The organism is Ensifer sp. Root278, assembly GCF_001429285.1.
Classification (GTDB): domain Bacteria; phylum Pseudomonadota; class Alphaproteobacteria; order Rhizobiales; family Rhizobiaceae; genus Ensifer.
This window is the reverse complement of record NZ_LMJJ01000041.1, coordinates 143,005-169,802: the sequence shown is the minus strand read 5'-3', so window position 1 is coordinate 169,802 and position 26,798 is coordinate 143,005. Positions and strand designations below refer to the sequence as shown.

Below are 26,798 nucleotides of genomic sequence, written 5' to 3'. Positions count from 1 at the left end.
TAGCCCCTTCTGTGGCGATAAGGATCGCCATATTTCGCGCAATGCCCTGTCCGTGAAGGAACATGCCCATGCCTGCCTATCGCTCACGTACCACCACCCATGGCCGTAACATGGCCGGTGCCCGCGGCCTCTGGCGCGCGACGGGCATGAAGGACAGCGATTTTGGCAAGCCGATTATTGCAGTGGTGAACTCATTCACCCAGTTCGTGCCGGGCCACGTGCACCTCAAGGATCTCGGCCAGCTCGTCGCCCGCGAGATCGAGGCGGCCGGCGGCGTCGCCAAGGAATTCAACACCATCGCCGTCGACGACGGCATCGCCATGGGCCATGACGGCATGCTCTATTCGCTGCCGTCGCGCGAGATCATCGCCGACTCGGTCGAGTACATGGTCAATGCCCACTGCGCCGACGCCATGGTCTGCATCTCGAACTGCGACAAGATCACGCCCGGCATGCTGATGGCGGCGCTCCGCCTCAATATCCCCGCCGTCTTCGTCTCCGGCGGCCCGATGGAAGCCGGCAAGGTCGTGCTGCACGGCAAGACGCATGCGCTCGATCTGGTCGACGCCATGGTCGCAGCCGCCGACGACAATGTTTCCGACGAGGACGTCAAGGTCATCGAGCGCTCCGCCTGCCCGACCTGCGGTTCCTGCTCCGGCATGTTCACCGCCAATTCGATGAACTGTCTGACCGAGGCCCTCGGCCTGTCGCTGCCCGGCAACGGCTCGACGCTCGCGACCCACGCCGACCGCAAGCGCCTCTTCGTCGAGGCCGGCCATCTGGTCGTCGATATTGCCCGCCGCTACTACGAGCAGGAGGACGAAAGCGTCCTGCCGCGCAACGTCGCCTCCAAGCAGGCTTTCGAAAACGCCATGGCGCTCGACATCGCCATGGGCGGTTCGACCAACACCGTGCTGCACATTCTCGCCGCCGCCCATGAGGGTGAAGTCGATTTCACCATGGCCGACATCGACCGGCTGTCGCGCAAGGTTCCGTGCCTGTCAAAGGTGGCGCCTGCGAAAAGCGACGTGCACATGGAAGACGTGCACCGCGCCGGCGGTATCATGTCGATCCTCGGCGAACTCGAGAAAGGCGGCCTCATCAACCGCGATTGCCCGACCGTCCACAGCGCCACGATCGGCGACGCCATCGACCGATGGGACATCACTCGCACATCGAGCGAAACGGTGCGCAACTTCTTCCGCGCGGCGCCGGGCGGCATCCCGACGCAAGTTGCCTTCAGCCAGGAGTCGCGCTGGGACGAGCTCGACACCGACCGCGAAAAGGGCGTCATCCGCTCGGTCGAACACCCCTTCTCCAAGGACGGCGGCCTCGCTGTGCTTAAGGGCAACATCGCCATCGACGGCTGCATCGTGAAGACCGCCGGCGTCGACGAGAGCATCCTGAAGTTCTCCGGCCCGGCCCGCGTGTTCGAAAGCCAGGATGCATCGGTCAAGGCGATCCTCGGCAACGAGATCAAGGCCGGCGACGTGGTCGTCATCCGCTATGAAGGCCCGAAGGGCGGCCCGGGCATGCAGGAAATGCTCTATCCGACGAGCTACCTGAAGTCGAAGGGACTCGGCAAAGCTTGCGCGCTGATCACCGACGGCCGCTTCTCCGGCGGCACCTCCGGCCTCTCGATCGGCCACGTTTCTCCAGAAGCGGCCAATGGCGGCACGATCGGTCTCGTGCGCGAAGGCGACATGATCGACATCGACATCCCGAACCGCACGATCAGCCTGCGCGTCGACGAGGCGGAGCTTGCGAGCCGCCGCGCCGAGCAGGACGCCAAGGGCTGGAAGCCGGCCGAGCAGCGCAAGCGCAAGGTGACGACGGCGCTCAAGGCCTATGCCGCATTCGCCACCTCGGCCGACCGCGGAGCAGTGCGCGACCTCGGCGACCGCTGAGACGAAAAAAAACAGAGATAGTCCGAAGGCTCCCGATGTTCGGGGGCCTTTTTTTCTTTGGCCGGATGTCAGGCTCTGGCCCGTTCCGCACCGCTGCCTTCTTTGCCCGGCCGCGTGCATCTGTTATTTTAGGCTACCCTAAGATTAAAACAGGTGGGTCATGGCGAACGCTTCCGAACTGCTCGGCACCTGGAAGATGCTCTCCTGGAAACGCAAGGTTGTCGCCACCGGCGAAACCAGCGATGCCATGGGGGCCGATCCTATCGGCTACCTCTCCTACTATCCCGATGGCCGCGTCAGCGCCGTCGTGGTGAGGCGTGATCGCCCCGCATTGAAAGGCGCCGTACCGACGAGCGACGAAAAGGCGGCGCTCTTCGATTCGATGCTCGCCTATGCCGGATCCTACAGGCTTGAGGATGGCCGGGTAATCCACCAGCTGGATGCGAGCTGGAACCCGGCCTGGGGCATGTCCGATCTGATCCGCCCGTTCTACGTGGAAGGCGACAGGCTGGTGATCTACGGCGCACCAGCCATCGACCCCCGGACTGGAGAAGAGGTCACATACAATCTCGAGTTTCGTCGGATGTGACCAGCCGCCATTTCCAGACGTCAGAGATGACGCGTCTCGGCCGGCGCGTGGAACCAGTTGTTGTTGCGTCCGTCCATATATTGCACCGGCGCGTCGGCGAGCACCGCCGGATCGAGATCGTCGAGGCAGGCGACGTTGACCGAATAATAGGCACCGCCGATCTCCTCGATGTAGCCGTGGCCGAAGGCCGCGACGCCACAGATCTTGCAGAAACGGTGATGCACGCTGTTGCTGCTAAACTGGTAGTCGGCGATGTTGGCTTCGTCACACTGCAAGCGGAAACCGTCGGGCTTTACGATTGCCCCCCAATAGCGCCGCTTCCAGCAGATCGAGCAATTGCACTTGCCGGTGCCGGCATCGAGGTCGACATCGGCCTCATAGCGGATATTTCCGCAATGGCAGCTTCCCTTATAGGTCAGTTTCATAACCGTCACTCCTGCTTTCCGGGCCCAGGCAGACCCCGCTTTGCCGCCCACCAATTTGACAACACGCTGTCAGATTACGGCCCATACAGTTCATTTGCACATTGACAACATATTGTCAACTGAAAGCAGTTACGCGGTGCGTCCGTCAGAGATGACGAACCTCGGCAGGTCTTTCATCCCATCGGTCGTTGCGGCCATCCAGATATTCCACCGACACCTGGGCGAGGACGGACGGATCGACATCATCCAAGCGGCAACATTGATACAGAAGGCGCAATTGCACTTGGCCGTCCCGGCATCGAGATCGAAAGTCGCCTCGTATCGCACCTTGCCGCAATGGCAGCTGCCCTTGTAAGTCCTCTTCGCCATGCTCTCCTCTCCCTTGCTGAAAGGGCTTGCTGAAACGAGAGCATCATGACAACATGATGTCATGCAAAAATTTTCACACAACGGGTGGCACTGTCAACATGAAAGACCCTGAACGCACGCACGCCGGCGACGCCTTTGCGGAATTTGCGATAACCGCGTTGCGGCTTGCCGGTCCGCTGACGCAGGCCGGCGACGCACTCGCCAAACCTTCCGGACAGACGAGCGCCCGCTGGCAGGTACTGGCAGCGGCAAACCACGCCCCCATGTCGGTCGCCGATGCCGCGCGCGCCCTCGGCCTCGCGCGCCAGGGCGTGCAGCGCATCGCCGACCTGTTGGAAGCGGAAGGCCTGATCGCCTACAGAGACAATCCGACCCACCAAAGGGCAAAACTCATGGTCCTGACGGCGGCCGGCGAAACGGCGCTGCACGAAATCAAAGAGCGGCAGGCGGCTTGGGCCGACAGGCTCGGTGCCGAATTGGGTGAAAGACGCCTGCGACAGGCCTCGGCCTTGATGGCGGAGATCATCGAAGTCCTCAAGGAACGATCCTCACCGGAAGATCCCGCCCCCTAGAGCATCCCGCTCTCAAGTGGAATCACTGGAGGCGGAAAGATGCTCTAGATTCAAAGTGCTAGAGCGTCCTTTGTGCGTTCACTTGAACGCACGGCGCTCTAAGCAACCGCCGTTCAAGCCAGTGTCAGGAGATCCGCGCGCAGGCGGTCCGGTCCACCTTCGCCAAGTACCGGATCGAGCGCCTCATGCAATGCCTTCCAGATGGGTATGGCACGCGCCAGCAGCGCTGCGCCCTCCTGCGTCAGCCGCAGCCGCCGCGACCTTCGGTCCTCCGGGTCGGGAAAGCTCTCGATCAGGCCGCGCCGTTCCAAGGGCTTCAGCGCCGCAGTCAGCGTCGTCCGGTCCATGGCGAGCAGCGACGCAACCGATCCCATGTTCGGAGGCGCAGGACGATTGAGCGACATCAGCAGGGAGAACTGCCCATTGGTGATATCGAGGGACCGCAGCGCCTCATCGAACCGGCGGGCTATGGCACGCGCGGCACGCTGCACATGCAGGCAGAGGCAGGTATCCTTCACATGCAGGGTGGTCTCGAACGGAATTAAAGGCATCTTTGACATGGCTGATTAATGTTGATATCAACGTAATTAGTCAAGTGCAACGTTGGAAGGAGGAACGGGCATGAGACAGGACCACGCAGTCGTATCGCCTCAGGAGTGGTTGGAAGCGCGCAAAACTCTGCTCGCGCTGGAAAAGGAACACACCCACGCACGCGACAAGGTCAATGCCGCCCGGCTGGCTCTGCCCTGGGTGAAGATGGAAAAGACCTACGTTTTCGACACGGTGACCGGACGCAAGTCGCTGTCCGAACTGTTCGACGGTCGCAGTCAGCTCATTGTCTACCATTTCATGTTCGGCCCCACCTGGGAGGCCGGCTGCCCCGGCTGCTCCTTCCTGGTCGACCACTTCGCCGGCATGCTGCCACACCTCAACCACCACGACGTGACGCTGATCGCCGCATCGAATGCGCCGCTGGCGAAGATCGAAGCCTACAGGAAGCGCATGGATTGGCACTTCCCCTGGGTCTCTGCGGAGGGCAACGGCTTCAACCATGATTACCACGTCGCCTTTTCTCCTGACGAACTGGCAAGCGGCAAGGTCGCCTACAATTTCACCGAGATCGAAAGCGCCAACGCGCATGAGGAACTGCCAGGACTGAGCGCCTTCCAGAAAGGCGAGGACGGCGCGATCTATCACACCTATTCGTCCTATGCCCGCGGTCTTGAGGAACTGGTCGGCACGCTGATGCTGCTCGACCGCGCGCCGAAGGGCCGCAACAAAGACCACACCATGAGCTTCGTCCGCCGCCACGACGAGTACGAAAAGGTGCGCGGGCGCAAGGCAGGCTGATCCTCCTCGTCCTTCGCGGGCGGAACCTTTCGCCTGCGAAATCGTTTCCAGAACGCTCGCGTGCCGGGTCGATAACCTGCGCCCGGACCAAGAAGGAAATCCCGTGAAAGCAGAACCGGAAGAAGCGCACCGCTGGCTCGAACAAATGCTGGGCGACTGGCACGTTCGCACGACCGGATCCGATGGCGAGGCCGACGGGAGCGGCCCCTGGACCGAACACGTTCGCTCGCTCCAGGGCCTTTGGATCGTCTGCGAAGGTCAGGGAACGATGCCGGGCGGCAGCTTCGGCGAAACGCTCATGACGCTCGGCTACAATCCCGAGACGAAACGCTACATCGGTACCTGGGTCGGCTCCATGCTGACCCATATGTGGGTCTATGACGGCGAACTGGATGCGGAAGGCAGATCCCTATCTCTCTACTGCGATGGACCGGATTTCGAAAACCCCGGCAGAACCGCGCGGTACCGGGACGTCATAACGCTCCTCGATCACTCCCGGCGCTTGCTGACGGCGCAAGTGCAGGCGCCGGACGGAAGCTGGAAAGACATGATGACGGCGGAATACCGGCGCCGGGATTGACCGCGGGATCGGCGATGATGCCCGGTTCCCGGCCGCGTCCCGCTTCAACCCGCTCCGACGTCGGCCCATTCGAACATGCAACCAAGCGGCACGAAATGCGCCGCGCCAAGCAAACTGGAGGAAGGCAATGGCAGATCACGGCAAATTTGTTTGGTATGAACTGATGACGACGGACATGGCCGCGGCGGAGACCTTCTATAAGGACGTCGTCGGCTGGAATGCCCGCGATTCCGGCATGCCCGGCATGAGCTACACGCTGTTCAGTATCGGCGAGCTGCCGGTTGCCGGACTGATGACGATGCCGGAAGGTGCGCTCGAAATGAAGGTACCACCCGCCTGGCTCGGCTATGTCGGCGTCGACGATGTCGATGCGACCGCCGCCAAGATCGCCGCCAAGGGCGGCAAGGTTCATCGGGCGCCGGACGATATTCCGGGCATCGGGCGCTTTGCCGTTGTCACCGACCCGCACGGCGCCGTGTTCGCGATCTTCAAGGGTACGGGCGATCCGCCGCCGGTCACCGATCCGATGTCGCCCGGTCTTGTCGGCTGGCACGAACTCGCGTCCGGCGACCTCGACATCGCCTTCCCCTTCTACGCCGAGCTCTTCGGCTGGACGAAGGACCAGGGCATGGACATGGGCGAGATGGGCACCTACCAGATCTTTGCCCATGGCGGCGCTCCGATCGGCGGGATGATGACCAAGCCGAAGGAAGTGCCCGCGCCCTACTGGCTCTACTACATCAACGTGCCTGCGCTCGACGCATCGATCGAGCGTATCAAGGCCGGTGGCGGCAAGGTCGTGCTCGAGCCGATGGAGGTGCCCGGCGGCGCCTGGATCGTCCAGGCGCTCGACCCGCAAGGCGCCCTTTTCGCGCTGGTCGCGCCGAAGCGCTGAACGGTCGCGTCAACCGACAAGCACGCGCATGAGACAGGGCCCGCCATCAGGAGGCGGGCCTCTTTTCTATCCGATGGGCGCTGTGCGGTGACGGAATGCAAGCCGCTGCCCTGCACCATGCGCATCCCTCGGTTGCGGCGCGACCCCTAGTATTTCAGGGTATTTCAAGGCTATTTAACACCTTATACGATAACAGGGGCAACGAGCACACTGATTTCGGATGGGTTTCTTGTCACACGACAAGAATTGTCGCGACAGCCCAAGCGATGAGCGGCGACATGAGTGGAGCAACTTCGCGTAAATGAAGAACAAAGGCGGCAGCTATACGCCCCCGGAAACGGGCGTTGCAGAAGCGCGCACGGCGAAGGCGCTGCGCCGCAAGCTCCAATGGCTGCTCGCCATCGTCGTTGCCTGCACCGGCGTGCTCGCCACCGAGATCATCGCCGCCTCCTATAGCGATTTCGTCATCGCTCGCCGCAACCTGACCGAAGTCATGGCCTTCTGCCGCGTGCTCGACGCTGCAAACTACCTCTCGGCCGAGCGCGGCCCGTCCAATGGCGTGCTCGGCATCGGCGTGGCACCCGGTTCGCCGGTCCAGGCCCGGCTTGCCGAGTTTCGTACCCGCAGCGACGCGGCGCTCGCCAAGCTCACCGAGGACATCGACGGTGCCAGCCGCACCGAACCTGCCGGCGCCCTCTCCCCCATTCTCGTCGAAGTTCGCCGCCGCCTGATGCTGGCGCGCGCCGAGATCGACCGCATTGCCGCGCTTCCGCCCGAACAGCGGGACCTGACGGAGATCCAGGCTACGATCGAGGCAATGTTCGGCGTCATCGACGCGCTTCGCCCGGCGATCGACTGGAACATCCAACGCCTGACCAACACCGACGCGAACCTTGCCGGCATCGCACTTGCGGCACAGATGCTCGCCAATCTGCGCGAGGACGGCGGTCGCCTCGGCTCGCAGGTCATGGCCCCGGTTGCTGTCGGCCAGCCGCTCGAAGCAAAGAACATCGCCGATAGCGAGCGCACACGCGGCAGGCTGCAGGAAATCTGGTCCATCGTCGGCAAGCCCGGCGCCCTTCCCGGTCTGAAACCGGCCAATATCGCAGATCTCGCCAGGATCGACCGCGAATTCTTCGGCGAAGGATTTGCGATCATCGACAGCATCGTCGCCATCGGCAGACAATCGGGCGCCTATCCAATGACCGCCGAGCAATTGACCGACCGCTTCGTCCCGAAGATGAAGCCGCTCGAGGATCTTCGCCGCGCCTTCATGGATGCGACCGTCGAGCGGCTTGCGGCAAACAAGACGAGGGCCTCGGTCAAGCTAGCGGTCGCCAGCCTTGCGACCTTCGCCCTGTTCCTGGTCTTGCTGGTTTTGATGCGCCGCGCCCGCTCGCTGGTCTTCGAACCGCTGCTCATCGCACGCCACAGCATCATCGAGCTCGCCAACGACCGGCCGATCGCCCGCCTTCAGGGCAAGGGCGGTGAAGGCGAGATGGGGCGCCTGTTCGACGCGATCGACGTGCTGCGCAAACGCCTCGACGAACGCGCGCTGTTGATGCAGCACCTTGAACATCAGGCTGAAACCGATGAGCTGACCGGCCTGCTCAACCGCCGGGCGCTGGAGCTCATCGGCGGCGCGGAAGACACGGCCGACAGCAGCCAGGACGCCTGCCTGATCCTGATGGACATCGACCATTTCAAGCAGATCAACGATACCCACGGCCATCTGGTCGGCGACATCGTGATCAAGGAAATCGCCCGCGTCATCCGCAACTCCGTGCGCAACTCCGATCTCGTCGCCCGTTTCGGCGGCGAGGAGTTCGCGGTCATCACGCCCGGCGACAACATCGAGTCGGCCCTTGCGCTGGCGGAGCGGATCCGGGCCAACCTTGCGCGCGAGCCGATCGTCGTTGCGGATGGACAGCAACTGAAGGTCACCGCCAGCTTCGGCGTGGCGGAGGGCCGAACCGCAAACGGCGGCTGGAAGCACCTGATCGAGTGCGCCGACACGGAGCTCTATCGCGCCAAATCCGAAGGCCGCAACCGCGTCTGCGGCCACCCGGCAGAGGCGACCCTTTCCCGCTTCACAAAGACGAAATCCGCGCGCGCGTAGCCAGAAAATCGAGCACGACCCGCACACGCGACGGCAAGGCTCCGCCTTGGCCGAGAAACACGGCATGAAAAGTCTCGATATCACCGGGATTGAGATGCTCGACCAGCGGCAGCAGCCGGCCGGCCTGGATATCTTCCCTGACCGTGAAGGTCGGAAGCCGGGCAAGGCCCACACCCGCAAGCGCAAGCTGGCGCAAGCCCTCGCCATCGCTGACCCGCACCCGTTCCGTCGGCGGCAGAACGATCTGCTTTTCATTCGACAGCAACGGCCAGCCATCGAACGCCCGTGTGTAGCTATGGCTCAGCCGGTTGTGCACCTCGATATCCTCGATGGTCTGAGGCACGCCAAAACGATCGAGATAGGATGGGGCACCGACGATCGTCATCGATGTGGTGCCGAGCTTGCGTGCGATCAGGCTCGATGTCTTGAGCGGTCCGGCGCGCACGGCGATATCGACCCGCTCCGCCATCAGGTCGACCACGGCATCCGTCTGCAGGATATCGAGGGAGACCGACGGAAACGCCGCCAGGAATTCGGGCAGCACCGGCATCAACGCATGCGTCGCATAGGACGCGCTGACATTGAGGCGCACCCGGCCCTCCGGCGTTTCGCCGGCGCCGGCCAAGCGCTCCGCTTCATCAATGTCGGCGAGGATGCGTACGACCCGCTCATAGAAGACGCAGCCTTCCGCCGTCAGTTGCAGCCGCCGCGTCGACCGGTTGACGAGCCGGACACCAAGCCTTTCCTCCAGTCGCTGGACGAGTTTGCTGACAGCCGAGGGCGTCATGCAGCAGACTTTTGCCGCAGCCGAGAAGCCGCCAAGCTCCACCACCTTGGCAAAAACCGCCATCTCCCCAGAACGATTGATCGTCAAGCGCGACATGTGACTTCAACTCACAAATGATGTTCCTTCATGAGGTCTACATCGCAAATGACCCCAACACCACCTTCTCCTTGAAGCGAGCATCGACGGCCGGTGTCTCGCGCGAACAAAGCCAACGAGGAGATTGAAGACATGGAATACAGACGGCTTGGATCATCGGGACTGAAGGTGCCGGCCTTGAGCTTCGGCGCTGGGACCTTCGGCGGCAAGGGGCCGCTTTTCAGCGCCTGGGGCAACAGCGACGCAGCCGAAGCGCGACGACTGATCGACATTTCGCTGGAAGCCGGCGTCAACCTCTTCGACACGGCCGACGTCTACTCGGACGGCGCCTCCGAGAGCGTGCTCGGCGCCGCGATCAAGGGACGGCGCGATGCCGTGCTGATTTCGACCAAGATCGCGCTGCCGATGGGCGACGGGCCGAATGATGCCGGCACGTCGCGAGCGCGCCTGATCAAAGGCGTCGACGACGCCCTCAAGCGGCTCGGCACCGATTACATCGACCTCCTGCAACTGCACGCCTTCGACGCCGGCACGCCGGTCGATGAGGTGCTATCGACTCTCGATAACCTCGTTACCGCCGGCAAGCTACGCTACATCGGCGCCTCCAACTTCGCCGGCTGGCAGTTGATGAAATCTCTGGCCGTCTCGGAGAAGCACGGCCTCGTGCGCCATGTCGCCCACCAGGTCTACTATTCGCTCGTCGGCCGCGACTACGAATGGGAACTGATGCCGCTCGGCGCCGACCAGGGCGTCGGCGCGCTGGTCTGGAGCCCGCTCGGCTGGGGCCGCCTCACCGGCAAGATCCGCCGCGGCCAGCCCTGGCCGGAAGGAAGCCGCTTGCACGATACGGCCGCTTACGGCCCGCCCGTCGACGACGACAAGCTCTACGATGTCATCGACGTGCTCGACCAGTTGACCGAGGAGACCGGCAAGACGGTTCCGCAGATCGCCATCAACTGGCTCCTGCGGCGCCCGACCGTTTCGAGCGTCATCATCGGCGCCCGCAACGAGGAGCAGCTCCGCCAGAACCTTGGTGCCGTCGGCTGGTCGCTGTCGCCGGAACAGATCGCCCGACTCGATGAAGCGAGCAAGACGACGCCGGCCTATCCCTACTTCCCCTATTACCGCCAGGAAGGATTTGCGCGGATCAACCCGCCGCTCGTCTAACCGCAATGGAGCCAGTCTTTCGCACGCCTGAACGGGCGTGCGAAAGCGCTGCAGCGCCTTGATTTTCCTCAGCCACTTTCGCGCTTGCTTTCTTACTTTGCATTGCACAAACTTCCCGGAGATGGGGGCGCAAGACCTACCACAAAGGGGATCAAATTCGGCATGTCGATCAAGGCCAGTATCTATCACCTGACCCACTACACCTATGACCGTCCCATAAGGCTGTCGCCGCAGATCATTCGCCTAAAGCCCGCGGCGCATTCCAAGACGAAGGTCATCAGCCACTCGCTGAAGGTTTCGCCCGCCAATCATTTCGTCAACCTGCAGCAGGATCCCTACGGCAACTACCTTGCCCGTTTCGTCTTTCCCGATCCGGTCAGCGAGTTGAAGATCGAGGTCGATCTCGTCGCCGACATGACCGTCTACAATCCCTTCGACTTCTTCGTCGAAGAAGAGGCCGAGCACTGGCCCTTCCCCTATCCTGCAGATCTCAGCGATGATCTTGAGATCTATATGACGCCGGAACCGGTCGGCCCGGCGCTTGGTGCTTTCCTCGCGACAGTCGACCGCTCGCGGCAACGCACCATCGACATGGTCGTCGGGCTCAATGCGCGCCTGCAAAACGAAATCGGCTACGTCATCCGCATGGAGCCCGGGGTCCAGACGCCGGAGGACACCTTGACGTCGGCCCGCGGTTCCTGTCGCGATTCGAGCTGGCTGCTGGTCCAGATCCTGCGCAATCTCGGCTTCGCCGCCCGTTTCGTCTCTGGCTATCTCATCCAGCTCACGCCGGATCTCAAGGCGCTCGACGGCCCCTCGGGCACCGACCACGACTTTACCGACCTGCATGCCTGGGCCGAGGTCTACCTGCCCGGCGCCGGCTGGGTCGGGCTCGACCCCACCTCGGGCCTCTTGACCGGCGAAAGCCACATTCCGCTTGCCGCAACGCCCCATTATCGCAACGCCGCGCCGATCTCCGGCGGCTTCTTCGGCGATCCCGACACCCGAACCGATTTCGCCTTCGACATGAAGGTGACACGTGTCGCGGAACATCCGCGCATCACCAAGCCGTTCTCCGACGAAAGCTGGGAAGCCTTGAACGCGCTCGGTGAACAGGTCGATCGCGTGCTCCAGGAAAACGACATACGGCTGACGATGGGCGGCGAGCCGACCTTCGTTTCGATCGACGACTTCGAGTCCGAGGAGTGGAACACTGACGCGGTCGGCCCGACCAAGCGCGAGAAGGCGGACGCGTTGATCCGCCGCCTGCGCGAACGCTTCGCGCCCGGCGGTTTCCTGCACTATGGCCAGGGCAAGTGGTATCCCGGCGAAAGCCTGCCGCGCTGGACCTTCTCGCTCTACTGGCGCAAGGACGGCGTGCCGATCTGGCGCCGCCCCGACCTCATCGCCGAGGAGGCAGGCCATCACGACGTCACCGCGAAGGACGCCGAACGTCTGTTGCATCTGATGGCAGGCGAATTGAGCGTGCCGACCGAGATGGTCCAACCGGCCTTCGAAGATCCCGCCGACTGGCTGCTGAAGGAGGCAAACCTCCCCGAGAACGTCGATCCCTCCAATTCCAAGCTGAAGGACCCCGAAGAGCGCAGCCGCATGGCCCGCGTCTTCGAACGCGGCCTGACGGCACCGACCGGCTACGTGCTGCCTGTGCAGGCCTGGAATGCGCGTGCCACTGGCGTGCGGTGGATGAGCGAGAAATGGCAGACGCGCCGCGGCCGCATCTTCCTCGTTCCCGGCGACAGCCCCGTCGGTTATCGCCTGCCGCTCGGCGCCTTGCCCTATGTCGCGCCCTCCGCCTATCCCTATATCCATCCGGTCGACCCGACCGTTCCCCGGAACGATCTGCCTGATTTCGCCGAAAGCAGCGCCCGCCCGCAGCATTCCCGCTTTCAAGCCGCGGAAGTACCGGAAACCCCGCAGGCACAGCCACGCGACGAAATAGCCGGGCTGGTGCGCACCGCCATCAGCGTCGAGCCGCGCGACGGCAGGCTCTGCGTCTTCATGCCGCCGATGGCCAGCGTCGAGGAATATCTCGACCTGATCGCGTCCGCGGAACGCGCTGCAGCCGCGATCGGACTGCCCGTGCACATCGAGGGCTACGCCCCGCCGCAGGACGAGCGCATCAACGTCATCCGCGTTGCGCCGGATCCGGGCGTGATCGAGGTCAATATCCATCCGGCTGCCAGCTGGCAGGATTGCGTCGATATCACCACGGCGGTCTACGAAGAGGCGCGGCAGAGCCGGCTTGGCGCCGACAAGTTCATGATCGACGGGCGCCACACCGGTACCGGCGGCGGCAACCATGTGGTCGTCGGCGGCGCCAATCCCAATGACAGCCCGTTCCTGCGTCGTCCGGACCTCCTGAAGAGCGTCGTCCTGCACTGGCAGCGCCACCCGTCGCTTTCCTATCTGTTCTCCGGCCTCTTCATCGGCCCGACGTCGCAGGCGCCGCGCATCGACGAGGCCCGGCACGATCAGCTCTATGAGCTTGAAATCGCGCTCGCTCAGGTGCCGATGCCGGGTTCGGCGACTCCGCCACCCCTGCCCTGGCTGATCGACCGGCTGTTCCGCAATCTGCTCGTCGATGTCACCGGCAACACCCACCGTGCCGAGATCTGCATCGACAAGCTGTTCTCGCCGGATGGTCCGACCGGGCGTCTCGGCCTCGTCGAGTTCCGCGGCTTCGAGATGCCGCCGAACGCCCGCATGTCGCTTGCCCAGCAATTGCTGGTGCGCGCGCTCATCGCCCGCTTCTGGAAGCACCCTGTTGATGGCCGCTTCGTGCGCTGGGGGACGACGCTGCATGATCGCTTCATGCTGCCGCATCATGTCTGGCAGGATTTTCTCGAAGTGCTCGCCGATCTTCGCGCCCACGGCTTCGACTTGAAGCCCGAATGGTTCGAGGCCCAGCTCGAGTTCCGTTTCCCCTTCTGCGGCGAGGTCGAATACCAGGACGCCAGGCTCGAAATCCGTCAGGCGCTCGAACCCTGGCACGTGATGGGCGAACAGGGCGCGATCGGCGGCACAGTGCGCTATGTCGACAGCTCGGTCGAGCGCCTCCAGGTCAAGCTCGATACCGCCAACCCCGAGCGTTACGCGGTCGCCTGCAACGGCCGGCCCGTGCCGCTGACGCGCACCGGCTCCAACGGCTCGGCTGTTGCCGGCGTCCGCTACAAGGCCTGGCAGCCGGCCTCGGGCCTGCACCCGGTCCTGCCGGTCAACACTCCCCTTACATTCGATATCTATGATACATGGTCGAATCGGGCGATTGGCGGATGCATCTACCACGTCGCCCATCCGGGTGGGCGCAGCTACGACACGTTTCCGGTCAACGGCAACGAGGCGGAGGCGCGGCGCCTGTCGCGGTTCGAGCCCTGGGGTCATACGCCAGGAGGATATCCGCTACGCCCGGAAAGCCCGTCGATGGAATTCCCGATGACGCTTGATCTCAGGCGTCCGCCAGGAGCGTAAATGGCGAAAAAGCAAACAGCCGCCGAGAGCCATCGGGGCACCGAGGACGATCCGGTCTTCGGTTACCGCGCCCTTCCTGATATCGCCGACGAGATGCTCGACCGGGAAGGCAATGTCCGCCCCGTCTGGCAGCGGCTACTCGCGACCCTGGGGCGGCTCGACGAAACGGAACTTGCCAACCGCTTCGCCCGCGCCGACCGCTACCTGCGCGATGCTGGCGTCTTCTATCGTGTCTACGGTGCCAAGGAGGCTTCTGACCGGAACTGGCCGCTGTCGCATATCCCCGTCCTGATAGACGAGAAGGAATGGGCAACGGTTTCGCAAGGGCTCGTGCAGCGTGCCGAACTCCTGGAGAAGGTGGTCGCCGATGTCTACGGCGAGAACCGGCTGGTGCGCGAGGGCCTCCTGCCGCCGGCACTGGTCGCCTCAAACCCGGAGTTCCTGCGGCCGCTCGTCGGCGTGAAGCCGGCCGATGGTCATTTCCTGCATTTCGTATCCTTCGAGATCGGCCGCGGCCCCGACGGCAATTGGTGGGTGCTTTCGGACCGCACGGAAGCGCCCTCCGGCGCCGGCTTCGCATTGGAGAACCGGGTCGCGACCACGCGCGCCTTCTCCAATCTCTACGCCGAATCCCATGTCCACCGACTGGCGGGCTTCTTCGGTGAGTTCCGAGACGCGCTTCAGAGCCGCAAGCTGCATCCGGATGACCGCATCGCCGTGCTTTCGCCCGGCATCGCCAACGAGACCTATTTCGAACACGCCTATATCGCCCGCTACCTGGGCTTCATGCTGCTTGAAGGTGAAGACCTGACGGTCCTGGGCGGCCGGGTGATGGTGCGAACCGTCGCAGGCCTCAAGCCGGTGGGCGTGCTCTGGCGCCGCCTTGATGCCGCCTTTGCAGATCCCCTCGAGCTCAACCAGTCCTCGCATATCGGCACACCCGGCATCGTCGAGGCGCTTCGCGCCGGCTCCGTCTCGATCGTCAACGCACTCGGCACCGGCATCGTCGAGACACGCGCCTTCCTCGCCTTCCTGCCGGCGATCTGCCACCATTTGCTCGGCGAAGAGCAGAAGCTGCCCTCGATCGCCACCTGGTGGTGCGGACAGCCGGCCGAGCGCGAACAGGTCGCTGCCAACCTCGATCGCATGGTCATCGGCCCGGCCTATGCGACGCGCCCCTTTTTTGATGACAACGGCCAGTCGGTGCTCGGCGCCACGCTCGACGAGAATGCCCGCGCCTCGATCGCCGATTGGCTCGGCGCCGAGGGCGGCAATCTCGTCGGCCAGGAGGTCGTCACGCTCTCGACCACCCCCGCCTGGGTTCGCGGCCGGCTGACGCCACGGCCCATGAGCCTGCGCGTCTTTGCAGCACGCACCCGTGACGGCTGGCAGATCATGCCCGGCGGTTTCGCCCGCATCGGCTCCGGCGACGATGTCGCGGCAATCGCCATGCAGGCAGGCGGCACCGCCGCCGACGTCTGGATCGTCAGCGACCGGCCGGTGGAACGCACTACGCTGCTTCCGGCCGAAGAGAGCTTCACCCGCAACATGCCGGGGAGCCTGCCGAGCCGGGCAGCCGACAATCTCTTCTGGCTCGGCCGCTACATCGAGCGTTCGGAAGGGGCGCTGCGCATCCTGCGCGCCTGGCATGGCCGCTTCGCCGAAACTGCGGACCCGGACCTGCCGCTCCTGAGGGATGTCAGCGACTATCTCGGCGCGCTGGACATCGACACGCGCCAGGCGGTGCCCGACAGCCTGCTTGCCAACATCTCCAGCGCCCTTTTCAGCGCCGGCAACATTCGCGACCGGTTCTCCCCGGACGGGTGGTTGGCGCTCAACGACCTGTCGCAGACGGCGCGCAAGTTTCACGCGACGGTGCAGGCCGGCGACGATGCGACCCGCGCGATGACGGTGCTGCTCCGCAAGCTCGCCGGCTTTGCCGGTCTCGTGCATGAAAACATGTACCGTTTCACCGGGTGGCGCTTTCTGTCGATCGGCCGATACCTGGAGCGCGGCCTTCACATGACGCGGCTGCTCGGCCATATGTCGGGCCCGGATGCGCCCGACGGCGCCTATGACATGCTGCTCGAGATCGGCGACAGCGTCATGACCCACCGCCGGCGCTACAATGTCAGCACCGCCGCCTTGACCGTGACCGACCTTTTGGCGCTCGACCCGCTCAACCCGCGCTCGGTGCTCTACCAGTTGAACGAGATCAAGACCGAGGTGGAACTGCTGCCGAACGCCTTCGTCAACGGGCAAATGTCATCCTTCTACCGCGAGGCGATGCGCCTGCATTCGGGCCTCGCGGTGATGACGCCGGAAGCGATGAACCTCGGTGTCTACAATCGCCTGGAGCGGGATCTCGAAAGCCTGTCCGATCTGCTCGCGCGAACCTATCTCGGCTAGCGGGCGAAGGGACGGACATGCTCTACGATATCAGCCTGAAGATCACCTATGACTATGAAGTACCGGTTTCCGGCGGGCGCCATCTCGTGCGCGTGATGCCTGCAACGCTCCCTGGTCGCCAACGGCTCATCGTCGGTTCGCTGAGCTGCCAGCCAATGCCGGCCGAGCGCGCCGAAAGCATCGACTTCTTCGCCAACCCGTTCACCTCGATCCTGTTTCGGTCCTCTCACGACGACCTGACGATCCGCATGCAAGCGCGGGTACAAGTGGAGTCGCAGCTTTTGACCGCGGATTTTTCGCCTGACCTCGCCGGCCTGCCGGCCGAGCTCTCCGCTTGCTGGTCCGTCGACGCCGACGCACCGCACCACTTCACGGGACCAAGCCCGCTCCTGCCGGAAGCACCTGACATTGCCGCCTATGCGCGGGCAATCGTCACGGACACCATGACGGTCCGACAGATCGCCGCGGCAGTTTGCGAGCGCATCCACCACGATTTCACCTATGACGGCGAGGCCACGACGGTGAACACGACACCGGCCGAGGCGTTCAAACTGAAGCGCGGCGTCTGCCAGGATTTCACCCATGTAATGATCGTGGCGCTGCGAAGCCTCGGCATCCCCGCCGGCTATGTCAGCGGCTTCCTGCGGACAATCCCTCCGCCCGGCAAGGAACGCCTCGAGGGTGCCGACGCCATGCACGCCTGGGTGCGGATCTGGTGCGGCACCACAGGCGGCTGGCTCGAACTCGACCCGACCAACAATATTCCGGCAGGAACCGACCATATCGTCGTCGGTCACGGGCGGGACTATGGCGACGTTGCGCCCGTCATCGGGGTCCTGAAGAGCTATGGCAGCCAGACGACGAAACAGGCCGTCGACGTCATTCCCGTGCCCTGACCCGAATTGACACACCACAATTCTCATTTTCATACACGGCATATGCCGCGGAACCCGCTGTAAGCACTGGTTTTCCTGCATTCCGTTAAAATTGCAGCGATCGCCGGAACGAAATCGTAAGCCATCGACGCTATTGATGCCCGCAAGCTTGCAACGTGTTCCTTTGGGGTGTGCAAAGATGGGAAGACGATACACTGTAGGCCGGTCCTTCGTAGCGATGCTCAAGGACCGGGGTGGCAATTTCGGCATTATGGCCGCACTCGCAGCGCCATTGATATTGGCAGCCGGCGGCGTCGCCATAGATATGGCCGGCATGATGACGGCCAAGAACCAAATGCAGGATGCAGCGGATGCCGCAGCGCTTGCGGCGGCCTCTTCTCTGGTTGCGAAGGATCCACCGACGATTGCGAAAGCAAAGGAAATAGCTGCGGCCTTCCTCAAGAACCAGTCGGGCGGCACCGCCGTCGACGTTCCTGGCGGGCAGGATCCAGGCGGCACGGGATCGCTGGCCAAAACCGCTTCGGCGGAAGCGTCGACGGCCGGCCAGCCGGTCATCGAGATCATTGAAAACAGCAATGGCCCTACCGGTAAGGCCTACAACGTCACGGTCCTGAACAAGCAGACGTTCCAGTTCAACGCGATGACACGCCTGCTCGGGAAGACATCAATCAACATCGAAACCCGTGCCACCGCCGAAAGCGCGACAGAGAGCAAGAATGCGCTCTCGATGTATCTGGTGCTCGACCGCTCCGGCTCCATGGCCTGGAAGACCAATACCAAGGACACGACCAAGACGTCGTGCCCGAACTACACGGAATCGAACTGGAGCAAGTATCCGAACCTGAAGGCAAGCAACCCCTGCTATGTGACGAAGATCGACGCGCTGAAAAGCGCTGTCGGCGATTTGGTCAAGCAGCTGAACACCGCCGACCCGAACACTCTGTATGTCCGCACGGCGGCCGTCTCCTACAATTCCGCGCAGGACACGGCAGGGAACCTCGCATGGGGTACAACGGGCACCTCGACTTATGTGAACGCCCTTGTCGCAACAGGTGGCACGGCATCGGGCAACGCGTTCAAGACAGCCTACAACCGCGTTGCCGCGACGACCGAGGATGACGCCCACAAGGCTAAGAACGGCCAGGTTCCCACAAAGTACATCGTCTTCATGACCGACGGCGACAACAACAACACGAGCGACGACACGACAACCCTGACGTGGTGCGACACCGCACGAAAGAACAAAGTTCAGGTCTATACCGTCGCATTCATGGCGCCGGATCGCGGCAAGGCGTTGCTCAAGGCCTGCGCTACGACCGAAGCGAATTACTTCCAGGCGGAAGAAGCCGCCGATCTGATCGCAGCCTTCAAGGCGATCGGCGAAAAAGCCTCGGCCATGGCTACGCGCCTGACGAAATAAAACACCAAAACTGTGCCCTTCTTGCCGCCCGGTCCTGCCGGGCGGCATTTGCTTTCGGTATCGCCGGCCTGCTCCACCAACGACTTCCCACCGTTTGAGACAGTTCTAATCCATTTAAAAACATCTGTTGCAAGCGCTTCGGATCGATGCATAAATTGCCTTTATCCCCGGTCGGGTCCGGCCTGCGACCTCCCAACGCAAAAGGGTAAAGACAGTTTCATGATGAACAGGCTCTCCACCAACGACGTGCCGCAGCCCGCCCTGAGGTCGTCCGAACCCGGCCAGCTCGCCGTCGAAATCCTCGAACGCCTGAAGTATCGCATCGGCAAGGATCCGAAGGTTGCCAAGCCGCACGACTGGCTGACGGCCGCGATCCTGGTCGCCCGCGACCGCATCACCGACAAGTGGATGGATTCCACCCGCAAGACCTATGCGACCGGTGCCAAGCGCGTTTACTACCTCTCGCTCGAATTTCTCATCGGCCGGCTGATGCGCGACGCCATGACCAATATCGGCCTGATGGACGAGATGCGTGATGCGCTCGCTTCGCTCGGTGTCGATATCGATGTCGTTGCCGAACTCGAGCCGGATGCGGCGCTCGGCAATGGCGGTCTCGGCCGTCTCGCCGCCTGTTTCATGGAATCGATGGCGACCGTCGACGTGCCCGCCTACGGCTACGGCATCCGCTACATGCACGGCCTCTTCCGCCAGCAGATGGCCGATGGCTGGCAGGTGGAACTGCCGGAAACCTGGCTTGCCCACGGCAATCCCTGGGAGTTCGAGCGGCGCGAAAGCTCCTACGAAATCGGCTTCGGCGGCGTCGTCGAAACCGCCAATGTCGATGAGGAAATCCAACGTTTCGTCTGGAAGCCGGCCGAACGCGTCATCGCCACGGCCTTCGATACGCCCGCCGTCGGCTGGCGGGCAAAGCGTGTCAACACGCTTCGCCTCTGGACGGCGCAGCCGATCGACCCGATCCTGCTTGCCGCCTTCAACGCCGGCGACCACATCGGCGCGCTGCGGGAGAGCAACAAGGCGGAAAGCCTGACCCGCGTTCTCTACCCCGCCGACGCGACGCCTGCCGGCCAGGAACTGCGGCTGCGCCAGGAATATTTCTTCTCCTCCGCCTCTCTGCAGGACATCCTGCGCCGGCATCTGCAGCAATATCCGGACTTCACCTCGCTGCCGGACGCCGTCGCCATTCAGTTGAACGACACCCACCCGGCCATCTCCGTTGCCGAACTGGTGCGCCTCCTGACGGATCTGCACGGCCTCGATTTCGAGCAGGCCTGGGACATCACCCGCCGCACGATCTCCTACACCAACCACACGCTTCTGCCGGAGGCGCTCGAAAGCTGGCCGGTGCCGCTCATCGAGCGGCTGCTGCCACGCCACATGCAGATCGTCTACGCGATCAACGCCAAGATCCTGATCGAGGCTCGCCGGCAGAAGGGCGCAACGGACGACGAGATCCGCAACATCTCGCTGATCGACGAGAGCGGCGAACGTCGCGTGCGCATGGGCAACCTTGCCTTCGTCGGTTCGCATTCGATCAATGGCGTTTCGGCACTGCATACGGAGCTGATGAAGGAAACGGTCTTTGCCAACCTGCACAGGCTCTATCCCGATCGCATCAACAACAAGACCAACGGCATCACCCCGCGCCGCTGGCTTATGCAGTGCAATCCCGGTCTTTTCGGCCTGATCCGCGACGCGATCGGCGACGAGTTCATGGACAATACCGAGGCGCTGCAGGCACTCGATGCCTTTGCGGACAAGGCGGATTTCCAGGAGCATTTCGCCGCCGTCAAGCGCGCCAACAAGGTCCGCCTCGCCCAGCTCGTTCAGAGCCGGCTCGGCATCAGGCTCGATCCGTCGGCGATGTTCGACATCCAGATCAAGCGCATCCACGAATACAAGCGCCAGCTTCTGAATATCATCGAGGCGGTGGCGCTCTACGACCAGATCCGCTCGCATCCGGAACTCGATTGGGTCCCGCGCGTCAAGCTCTTCGCCGGCAAGGCGGCGCCCAGCTATCACAATGCCAAGCTGATCATCAAACTCGCCAACGACGTCGCTCGCGTCGTCAACAACGACCCGGCGGTGCGCGGCCTCCTGAAGATCGTCTTCGTGCCGAACTACAACGTCTCGCTCGCCGAGATCATGGTTCCGGCCGCCGACCTCTCCGAGCAGATCTCGACCGCCGGCATGGAAGCGTCCGGCACTGGCAACATGAAGTTCGCGCTGAACGGCGCGCTGACGATCGGCACGCTTGACGGCGCCAATGTCGAGATGCGCGACTGGATCGGCGAGGAAAACATCAAGATCTTCGGCATGACCGCCGAAGAGGTGACGAAGGCCCGCGCCGAGGGCCACAATCCGCGCGCCATCATCGAAGGATCGCGCGAGCTGTCGCAGGCACTGCAGGCGATCGCCTCCGGCGTCTTCTCGCCGGACGACCGCAACCGCTTCTCCGGTCTTATCGACGGCATCTACAATCACGACTGGTTCATGGTTGCGGCCGATTTCGAGGCCTATGCCAAGGCGCAGCGCGAGATCGACCAGCTCTGGACGACACCGTCCGACTGGTATGCGCAAGCGATCCGCAACACCGCACGGATGGGCTGGTTCTCATCCGATCGCACCATCCGGCAATATGCCGGGGAAATCTGGAGAGCTGGATGACGCCTTCGGCCGGCAAGGACCCGGAACCCGCAGCTTCAGGTCTGCTGTCAGCGCCGGATATCGCGGCCATTCTTTCGGGCACGCACGAAGACCCCTTCGCAGTCCTCGGCGTGCACCCCGCCGGCAAGGCCGTCCTTGCCCGCTGCTTCATCCCCGATGCCGAGACCGTGACGGTTGAAACGCTCTCGGGCAAGGAACTCGGAGCGCTCGAGCGGCGTCACGACTCCGGCTTCTTCGAAGGGTCCGTGTCGCTGAAGAAACCCCAGCCGGTGCGCTACCGCGCCCGCAATGAGGGCGGCGAATGGATCGTCGTCGATCCCTATAGCTTCGGTCCGGTGCTCGGCCCGATGGACGACTACTACATCCGCGAAGGTTCGCACCTCCGGCTCTTTGACAAGATGGGCGCGCACCCGATCCACCATGACGGCGCCGACGGCTACCACTTCGCCGTCTGGGCACCCAATGCCAAGCGCGTTTCCGTCGTCGGCCAGTTCAACGACTGGGACGGCCGGCGACACGTCATGCGGCTGCGCACCGACACCGGCATCTGGGAAATCTTCATTCCCGGCGTCGAGAGCGGCCTTGCCTATAAATACGAGATCCTCGATCGCAACGGCACGCGGCTGCCGCTGAAAGCCGATCCCTTTGCCCGGCGCTCCGAGCTTCGCCCCAATACCGCTTCCGTGACGACGCCGGAGATTGCGCAAACCTGGGACGACGAGGCACATCGCAAGCATTGGGCAACGGTCGATGCCCGTCGCCAGCCGATCTCGATCTACGAGGTCCATGCCGGATCCTGGCAGCGCCGCGACAATGGCGAGATGCTCTCCTGGGACGAACTGGCGGACCGGCTGATTCCCTATTGCGTCGACATGGGCTTCACCCATATCGAGTTCCTGCCGATCTCCGAATTTCCCTTCGATCCGTCCTGGGGCTACCAGACGACCGGGCTCTATGCGCCCACCGCCCGCTTCGGCGAGCCGGAAGGTTTTGCCCGTTTCGTCAACGGCTGCCACAAGGTGGGCATCGGCGTCATCCTCGATTGGGTGCCGGCACATTTCCCGACCGACGAGCACGGGCTGCGCTGGTTCGACGGCACGGCACTTTACGAGCACGAGGACCCGCGCCAGGGCTTTCACCCGGACTGGAACACAGCAATCTACAATTTCGGCCGCCAGGAAGTCCTGTCGTTCCTCGTCAACAACGCGCTCTATTGGGCGGAGAAGTTCCACGTCGACGGCTTGCGCGTCGATGCGGTCGCCTCGATGCTCTACCTCGACTACTCGCGCAAGCACGGCGAGTGGGTGCCGAACGAGTATGGCGGCAACGAGAACCTCGAGGCGGTTCGCTTCCTGCAGACGCTGAACACGGAAATCTACGGATCCCATAAGGGCATCCTGACGATCGCCGAGGAATCGACCTCCTGGCCGAATGTATCGCATCCGGTCCATGCCGGGGGTCTCGGCTTCGGCTTCAAGTGGAACATGGGCTTCATGCACGACACGCTGCAATATCTGTCGCGCGAGCCGGTGCACCGCAAGTTCCACCACAATGACCTGACCTTCGGCCTGCTCTACGCCTTCAGCGAAAACTTCGTTTTGCCGCTGTCCCATGACGAAGTCGTGCACGGCAAGGGATCGCTGATCGCCAAGATGGCCGGCGACGACTGGCAGAAGTTTGCCAATCTCAGGGCCTATTACGCCTTCATGTGGGGTTATCCCGGCAAGAAGCTCCTGTTCATGGGACAGGAATTCGCGCAATGGCGCGAATGGTCCGAGGAGCGCGCGCTCGACTGGAACCTGCTCGAATATCACCTGCACGAGGGCATGCGGCGCCTCGTGCGTGACCTCAACGGCACCTACCGCGCCAAGCCCGCCCTTCATGCCCGCGACTGCGAAGGCGACGGCTTTGAGTGGCTGCTTGCCGACGACCGCGACAATTCGGTCTTTGCCTGGCTGCGCAAGGCGCCCGGTGAAAAACTCGTCGCCGTCATCACCAATTTCACGCCCGTGTACCGGGAGAGCTACGCCATCCCGCTGCCGGTTGAAGGTCGCTGGAAGGAGATCCTCAACTCTGACGCGGAAATCTACGGAGGAAGCGGCAAGGGCAACGGCGGCGCCGTCTATGCCGGGAAGAGCACCACGGGAGCGATCATGGCCAACATCACGCTGCCGCCGCTGGCGACACTGATGCTGGAGCAGGAGTAAACTTCATCCGGTCCGCCCGCCGAAATCGGCAGGCGGAACGAGACTGTAAAATTCGAGGGCCGCAAGGCGTCGCCAAAAGCCGCCGTGACGACCCCGGAAGTCAATGATTGGGGAGGACAAATGGTGGAAAAGCGTTCGCAACCTCTGGCACGTGATGCCATGGCCTATGTTCTCGCTGGCGGTCGCGGCAGTCGTCTGAAAGAACTGACGGACCGACGGGCGAAGCCGGCGGTCTATTTCGGCGGCAAGGCCCGCATCATCGACTTCGCGCTATCGAATGCGCTGAACTCCGGTATCCGCCGCATCGGCGTCGCCACCCAGTACAAGGCGCATTCCCTGATCCGACACCTGCAGCGCGGCTGGAACTTCTTCCGCCCCGAGCGAAACGAAAGCTTCGACATCCTGCCCGCCAGCCAACGCGTTTCCGAAACGCAGTGGTACGAGGGCACCGCCGATGCCGTCTATCAGAACATTGACATCATCGAGGACCACGGCGTCGAGTACATGGTGATCCTTGCCGGCGACCATATTTACAAGATGGACTACGAATTGATGCTGCAGCAGCACGTCGATTCCGGCGCCGACGTCACCATCGGCTGCCTCGAAGTGCCACGCATGGAAGCGACCGGCTTCGGCGTCATGCATGTCGACGACAAGGACCGCATCATCGCCTTCGTCGAGAAGCCGGCCGATCCGCCGGGAATCCCCGGCAATCCGGACATGGCGCTTGCCTCGATGGGCATCTATGTTTTCCACACGAAGTTCCTGATGGATCTTCTGCGCCGCGACGCCGCCGATCCGAAATCGAGCCGCGACTTCGGCAAGGACATCATTCCCTACATCGTCGACAACGGCAAAGCCGTCGCCCACCGCTTTGCTCAGTCCTGCGTGCGGTCCGATTTCGAGCGCGAGGCCTATTGGCGCGACGTCGGCACGATCGATGCCTACTGGCAGGCCAATATCGACCTGACCCATGTGACGCCCGAGCTCGACATCTACGACAGCACCTGGCCGATCTGGACTTTTGCCGAGATCAAGCCGCCGGCGAAATTCGTGCATGACGACGAGAACCGGCGCGGCTCGGCGACGTCGTCGCTTATATCAGGCGACTGCATCATCTCCGGTGCTGCGCTCAACCGCAGCCTGTTATTCACAGGCGTCAGAGTTAATTCATATTCCCGTCTGGAGAATGCCGTAGTTCTTCCCGATGTGAAGATCGGTCGCCATGCGCTCTTGAGCAACGTGGTCATCGACAGCCGTGTCGTGATCCCGGAGGGGCTCGTTGTCGGTGACGATCCGGAGCTCGATGCCAAGCGTTTCCGGCGTTCGGAGAACGGCGTCTGCCTGATCACGCAAACGATGATCGACAAGCTGGGAATGTAGGCACTCCATGAACGTCCTGTCCGTTGCGTCCGAAGTCTATCCGCTGATCAAGACCGGGGGGCTCGCCGATGTCGTCGGCGCGCTCCCGGCAGCGCTTGTGCCGCACGGCGTCAAGACCCGCACCCTGGTGCCCGGCTATCCTGCCGTGCTGCAGAAGCTGAAGAAGAAAAAGAAGGTCGGCAGTTTCGCCAACCTGTTCGGCAATCCGGCGACAATTCTCGCCGCCGAGGTCGACGGGCTCGACCTGCTGGTCCTTGATCAGGCCGCACTCTACGCGCGCGACGGCGGGCCTTACGTCGATGCGACCGGCCGCGACTATGTCGATAATTTCCGCCGCTTCGCAGCACTCTCGCTTGCGGCGGCCGAGATCGCCGGCGGCGATGTCGCTTCCGGCTGGAAGCCCGATATCGTCCACGCTCATGACTGGCAGACGGCGTTGACGCCGGTTTACATGCATTTCGGCTCCGCTGCCGCGACCCCGACGGTCATGACGATCCACAACATCGCCTTCCAGGGCCAGTTCGGCGCCTCGGTCTTCCCCGAGCTTGCGCTGCCGCCGGAAGCCTTCTCGATGCAGTTCGTCGAATACTACGGCGATGTCGGCTTCCTGAAGGGCGGTCTGCAGACCGCAAACGCGGTCACCACGGTCAGCCCGTCCTATGCACAGGAGATCCTGACGCCGGAATTCGGCATGGGCCTCGAAGGCCTGTTGAAGAGCCGCGTCGCCGATCTCTCGGGCATCGTCAACGGCATCGACGCCGATATCTGGGATCCGCAGACCGACCCGCACATCGCCCAGCATTTCAGCGCGACGACCTTGAAGCAGCGCGCCGGCAACCGCCGAGCGCTCGAAGAACGCTTCGGCCTCGAAAAGGGCAACGGTCCGATCTTCTGCGTCGTCAGCCGGCTCACCTGGCAGAAAGGCATGGACCTCGTCGCGGAAGTCGCGGACGAAATCGTCGCCATGGGTGGAAAGCTCATCGTGCTCGGTTCCGGCGATGCGGCGCTCGAAGGCGCGCTGCTGGCCGCCGCCTCCCGCCATCGTGGCCATATCGGCATGGTCACCGGCTACAACGAGCCGCTGTCGCATCTGATGCAGGCGGGGTCCGACGCGATCCTCATCCCGTCGCGATTTGAGCCCTGCGGGCTGACCCAACTCTATGGCCTGCGCTACGGTTGCGTGCCGGTTGTCGCCCGGACCGGCGGGCTTGCCGATACCATCATCGACGCGAACGAAGCCGGGCTTGCGGCCAAGGTCGCCACAGGCTTCCAGTTCACGCCAGTGAACGCCGACGGGCTGCGTCTTGCGATCCGGCGCGTACTGCGTGCATACAGCGAACCCAAGGTCTGGGCGAAAATTCAGACCCAGGGCATGAAATCGGACGTTTCCTGGGCCACAAGTGCCGATCGTTACGTCTCTCTATATTCCGGTCTTCTCGGGAAAGGTTAAGTC

The 26,798-nt window shown here is 63.1% G+C and carries 19 protein-coding genes and 1 pseudogene; 16 read left to right on the top strand and 4 right to left on the bottom strand.

Annotated elements, in window-relative coordinates; all coding sequences use genetic code 11:
- The first annotated feature begins 68 nt into the window (after window positions 1–68).
- Entirely contained in the window at window positions 69–1,907 is a 1,839-nt protein-coding gene (gene ilvD, locus ASE60_RS26685; protein WP_057254615.1) for a dihydroxy-acid dehydratase, read from the top strand.
- Between the two features lie 160 nt (window positions 1,908–2,067).
- The gene (locus ASE60_RS26680; RefSeq protein WP_057254614.1) at window positions 2,068–2,496 is read left to right on the top strand and encodes a lipocalin-like domain-containing protein; all 429 of its coding nucleotides are present in this window, start codon (window positions 2,068–2,070) and stop codon (window positions 2,494–2,496) included.
- Between the two features lie 20 nt (window positions 2,497–2,516).
- Here the strand turns inward: ASE60_RS26680 and ASE60_RS26675 are convergent, their stop codons facing one another.
- The gene (locus ASE60_RS26675) at window positions 2,517–2,921 is read right to left on the bottom strand and encodes a GFA family protein (RefSeq protein ID WP_057254613.1); all 405 of its coding nucleotides are present in this window, start codon (window positions 2,919–2,921) and stop codon (window positions 2,517–2,519) included.
- A 145-nt stretch (window positions 2,922–3,066) separates the two neighbouring features.
- Window positions 3,067–3,290 (bottom strand): annotated as a pseudogene (locus tag ASE60_RS34165) (hypothetical protein).
- Between the two features lie 98 nt (window positions 3,291–3,388).
- Between ASE60_RS34165 and ASE60_RS26665 the strand changes: the two are divergent.
- Window positions 3,389–3,862, top strand: coding sequence for a MarR family transcriptional regulator (locus ASE60_RS26665; RefSeq protein ID WP_057254611.1), 474 nt, complete (start codon window positions 3,389–3,391; stop codon window positions 3,860–3,862).
- Between the two features lie 113 nt (window positions 3,863–3,975).
- Here ASE60_RS26665 and ASE60_RS26660 read toward each other — a convergent pair whose 3' ends face one another.
- Window positions 3,976–4,422: a MarR family transcriptional regulator gene (locus ASE60_RS26660; RefSeq protein WP_057254610.1), complete on the bottom strand. Its 447-nt coding sequence runs from the start codon at window positions 4,420–4,422 to the stop codon at window positions 3,976–3,978.
- A 61-nt stretch (window positions 4,423–4,483) separates the two neighbouring features.
- Here ASE60_RS26660 and ASE60_RS26655 point away from each other — a divergent pair, with 61 nt between their 5' ends.
- The 4 genes from ASE60_RS26655 to ASE60_RS26640 all read left to right on the top strand — a co-directional run bounded on the left by ASE60_RS26655 (window position 4,484) and on the right by ASE60_RS26640 (window position 8,806).
- Window positions 4,484–5,212, top strand: a complete 729-nt coding sequence (locus ASE60_RS26655; RefSeq protein WP_057254609.1) for a thioredoxin family protein — start codon at window positions 4,484–4,486, stop codon at window positions 5,210–5,212.
- Between the two features lie 103 nt (window positions 5,213–5,315).
- The gene (locus tag ASE60_RS26650) at window positions 5,316–5,792 is read left to right on the top strand and encodes a DUF1579 domain-containing protein (protein WP_057254608.1); all 477 of its coding nucleotides are present in this window, start codon (window positions 5,316–5,318) and stop codon (window positions 5,790–5,792) included.
- A 127-nt stretch (window positions 5,793–5,919) separates the two neighbouring features.
- A complete protein-coding gene (locus ASE60_RS26645) occupies window positions 5,920–6,687 on the top strand; it encodes a VOC family protein (RefSeq protein WP_057254607.1) in 768 nt (255 codons plus the stop codon).
- A gap of 301 nt (window positions 6,688–6,988) precedes the next feature.
- A complete protein-coding gene (locus ASE60_RS26640; RefSeq protein ID WP_057254606.1) occupies window positions 6,989–8,806 on the top strand; it encodes a GGDEF domain-containing protein in 1,818 nt (605 codons plus the stop codon).
- On the opposite strand, the gene ASE60_RS26635 is transcribed toward ASE60_RS26640, so the two are convergent.
- Complete coding sequence (locus tag ASE60_RS26635; protein WP_057254605.1) at window positions 8,778–9,689, bottom strand: LysR family transcriptional regulator; 912 nt, start codon at window positions 9,687–9,689, stop codon at window positions 8,778–8,780. The two genes, ASE60_RS26640 and ASE60_RS26635, sit on opposite strands and share 29 nt — an antisense overlap.
- 132 nt (window positions 9,690–9,821) lie before the next feature.
- Between ASE60_RS26635 and ASE60_RS26630 the strand changes: the two genes are divergently transcribed.
- From ASE60_RS26630 to glgA, 9 genes are all read left to right on the top strand, one after another.
- On the top strand, window positions 9,822–10,856 hold the full coding sequence (locus ASE60_RS26630; protein WP_057254604.1) for an aldo/keto reductase: 1,035 nt from the start codon (window positions 9,822–9,824) through the stop codon (window positions 10,854–10,856).
- A gap of 162 nt (window positions 10,857–11,018) precedes the next feature.
- Window positions 11,019–14,345 carry a transglutaminase family protein gene (locus tag ASE60_RS26625; RefSeq protein ID WP_057254603.1) on the top strand — a complete coding sequence of 1,109 codons (3,327 nt, stop codon included), beginning with the start codon at window positions 11,019–11,021 and terminating at the stop codon, window positions 14,343–14,345.
- Entirely contained in the window at window positions 14,346–16,754 is a 2,409-nt protein-coding gene (locus tag ASE60_RS26620; protein WP_057254602.1) for a circularly permuted type 2 ATP-grasp protein, read from the top strand.
- A gap of 17 nt (window positions 16,755–16,771) precedes the next feature.
- A complete protein-coding gene (locus ASE60_RS26615; protein ID WP_057254601.1) occupies window positions 16,772–17,650 on the top strand; it encodes a transglutaminase family protein in 879 nt (292 codons plus the stop codon).
- A gap of 178 nt (window positions 17,651–17,828) precedes the next feature.
- Window positions 17,829–19,070: a VWA domain-containing protein gene (locus tag ASE60_RS26610; RefSeq protein WP_057254600.1), complete on the top strand. Its 1,242-nt coding sequence runs from the start codon at window positions 17,829–17,831 to the stop codon at window positions 19,068–19,070.
- A gap of 219 nt (window positions 19,071–19,289) precedes the next feature.
- Entirely contained in the window at window positions 19,290–21,755 is a 2,466-nt protein-coding gene (locus ASE60_RS26605; protein WP_113513263.1) for a glycogen/starch/alpha-glucan phosphorylase, read from the top strand.
- Window positions 21,752–23,962, top strand: coding sequence for a 1,4-alpha-glucan branching protein GlgB (gene glgB / locus ASE60_RS26600; protein ID WP_057254599.1), 2,211 nt, complete (start codon window positions 21,752–21,754; stop codon window positions 23,960–23,962). Before ASE60_RS26605 ends, glgB begins: the two co-directional genes overlap by 4 nt.
- Window positions 23,963–24,082: 120 nt before the next feature.
- Window positions 24,083–25,345 (top strand): glucose-1-phosphate adenylyltransferase, encoded by a 1,263-nt coding sequence (gene glgC, locus ASE60_RS26595; protein WP_057254598.1) that lies wholly within the window; start codon window positions 24,083–24,085, stop codon window positions 25,343–25,345.
- Window positions 25,346–25,352: 7 nt separating this feature from the next.
- Window positions 25,353–26,795, top strand: a complete 1,443-nt coding sequence (glgA, locus tag ASE60_RS26590) for a glycogen synthase GlgA (protein ID WP_057254597.1) — start codon at window positions 25,353–25,355, stop codon at window positions 26,793–26,795.
- Window positions 26,796–26,798 lie beyond the last annotated feature (3 nt).

Coding starts and splice junctions, on each gene's coding strand:
- ASE60_RS26635 (WP_057254605.1), bottom strand. CDS start 9,689: ATGTCGCGCTTGACGATCAATCGTTCTGGGGAGATGGCGGTTTTTGCC.
- ASE60_RS26640 (WP_057254606.1), top strand. CDS start 6,989: ATGAAGAACAAAGGCGGCAGCTATACGCCCCCGGAAACGGGCGTTGCA.
- glgA (WP_057254597.1), top strand. CDS start 25,353: ATGAACGTCCTGTCCGTTGCGTCCGAAGTCTATCCGCTGATCAAGACC.
- ASE60_RS26615 (WP_057254601.1), top strand. CDS start 16,772: ATGCTCTACGATATCAGCCTGAAGATCACCTATGACTATGAAGTACCG.
- ASE60_RS26645 (WP_057254607.1), top strand. CDS start 5,920: ATGGCAGATCACGGCAAATTTGTTTGGTATGAACTGATGACGACGGAC.
- ASE60_RS26625 (WP_057254603.1), top strand. CDS start 11,019: ATGTCGATCAAGGCCAGTATCTATCACCTGACCCACTACACCTATGAC.
- ASE60_RS26605 (WP_113513263.1), top strand. CDS start 19,290: ATGATGAACAGGCTCTCCACCAACGACGTGCCGCAGCCCGCCCTGAGG.
- ASE60_RS26660 (WP_057254610.1), bottom strand. CDS start 4,422: ATGTCAAAGATGCCTTTAATTCCGTTCGAGACCACCCTGCATGTGAAG.
- glgC (WP_057254598.1), top strand. CDS start 24,083: ATGGTGGAAAAGCGTTCGCAACCTCTGGCACGTGATGCCATGGCCTAT.
- ASE60_RS26610 (WP_057254600.1), top strand. CDS start 17,829: ATGGGAAGACGATACACTGTAGGCCGGTCCTTCGTAGCGATGCTCAAG.
- ASE60_RS26680 (WP_057254614.1), top strand. CDS start 2,068: ATGGCGAACGCTTCCGAACTGCTCGGCACCTGGAAGATGCTCTCCTGG.
- ASE60_RS26620 (WP_057254602.1), top strand. CDS start 14,346: ATGGCGAAAAAGCAAACAGCCGCCGAGAGCCATCGGGGCACCGAGGAC.
- ASE60_RS26655 (WP_057254609.1), top strand. CDS start 4,484: ATGAGACAGGACCACGCAGTCGTATCGCCTCAGGAGTGGTTGGAAGCG.
- ASE60_RS26665 (WP_057254611.1), top strand. CDS start 3,389: ATGAAAGACCCTGAACGCACGCACGCCGGCGACGCCTTTGCGGAATTT.
- glgB (WP_057254599.1), top strand. CDS start 21,752: ATGACGCCTTCGGCCGGCAAGGACCCGGAACCCGCAGCTTCAGGTCTG.
- ASE60_RS26630 (WP_057254604.1), top strand. CDS start 9,822: ATGGAATACAGACGGCTTGGATCATCGGGACTGAAGGTGCCGGCCTTG.
- ASE60_RS26675 (WP_057254613.1), bottom strand. CDS start 2,921: ATGAAACTGACCTATAAGGGAAGCTGCCATTGCGGAAATATCCGCTAT.
- ilvD (WP_057254615.1), top strand. CDS start 69: ATGCCTGCCTATCGCTCACGTACCACCACCCATGGCCGTAACATGGCC.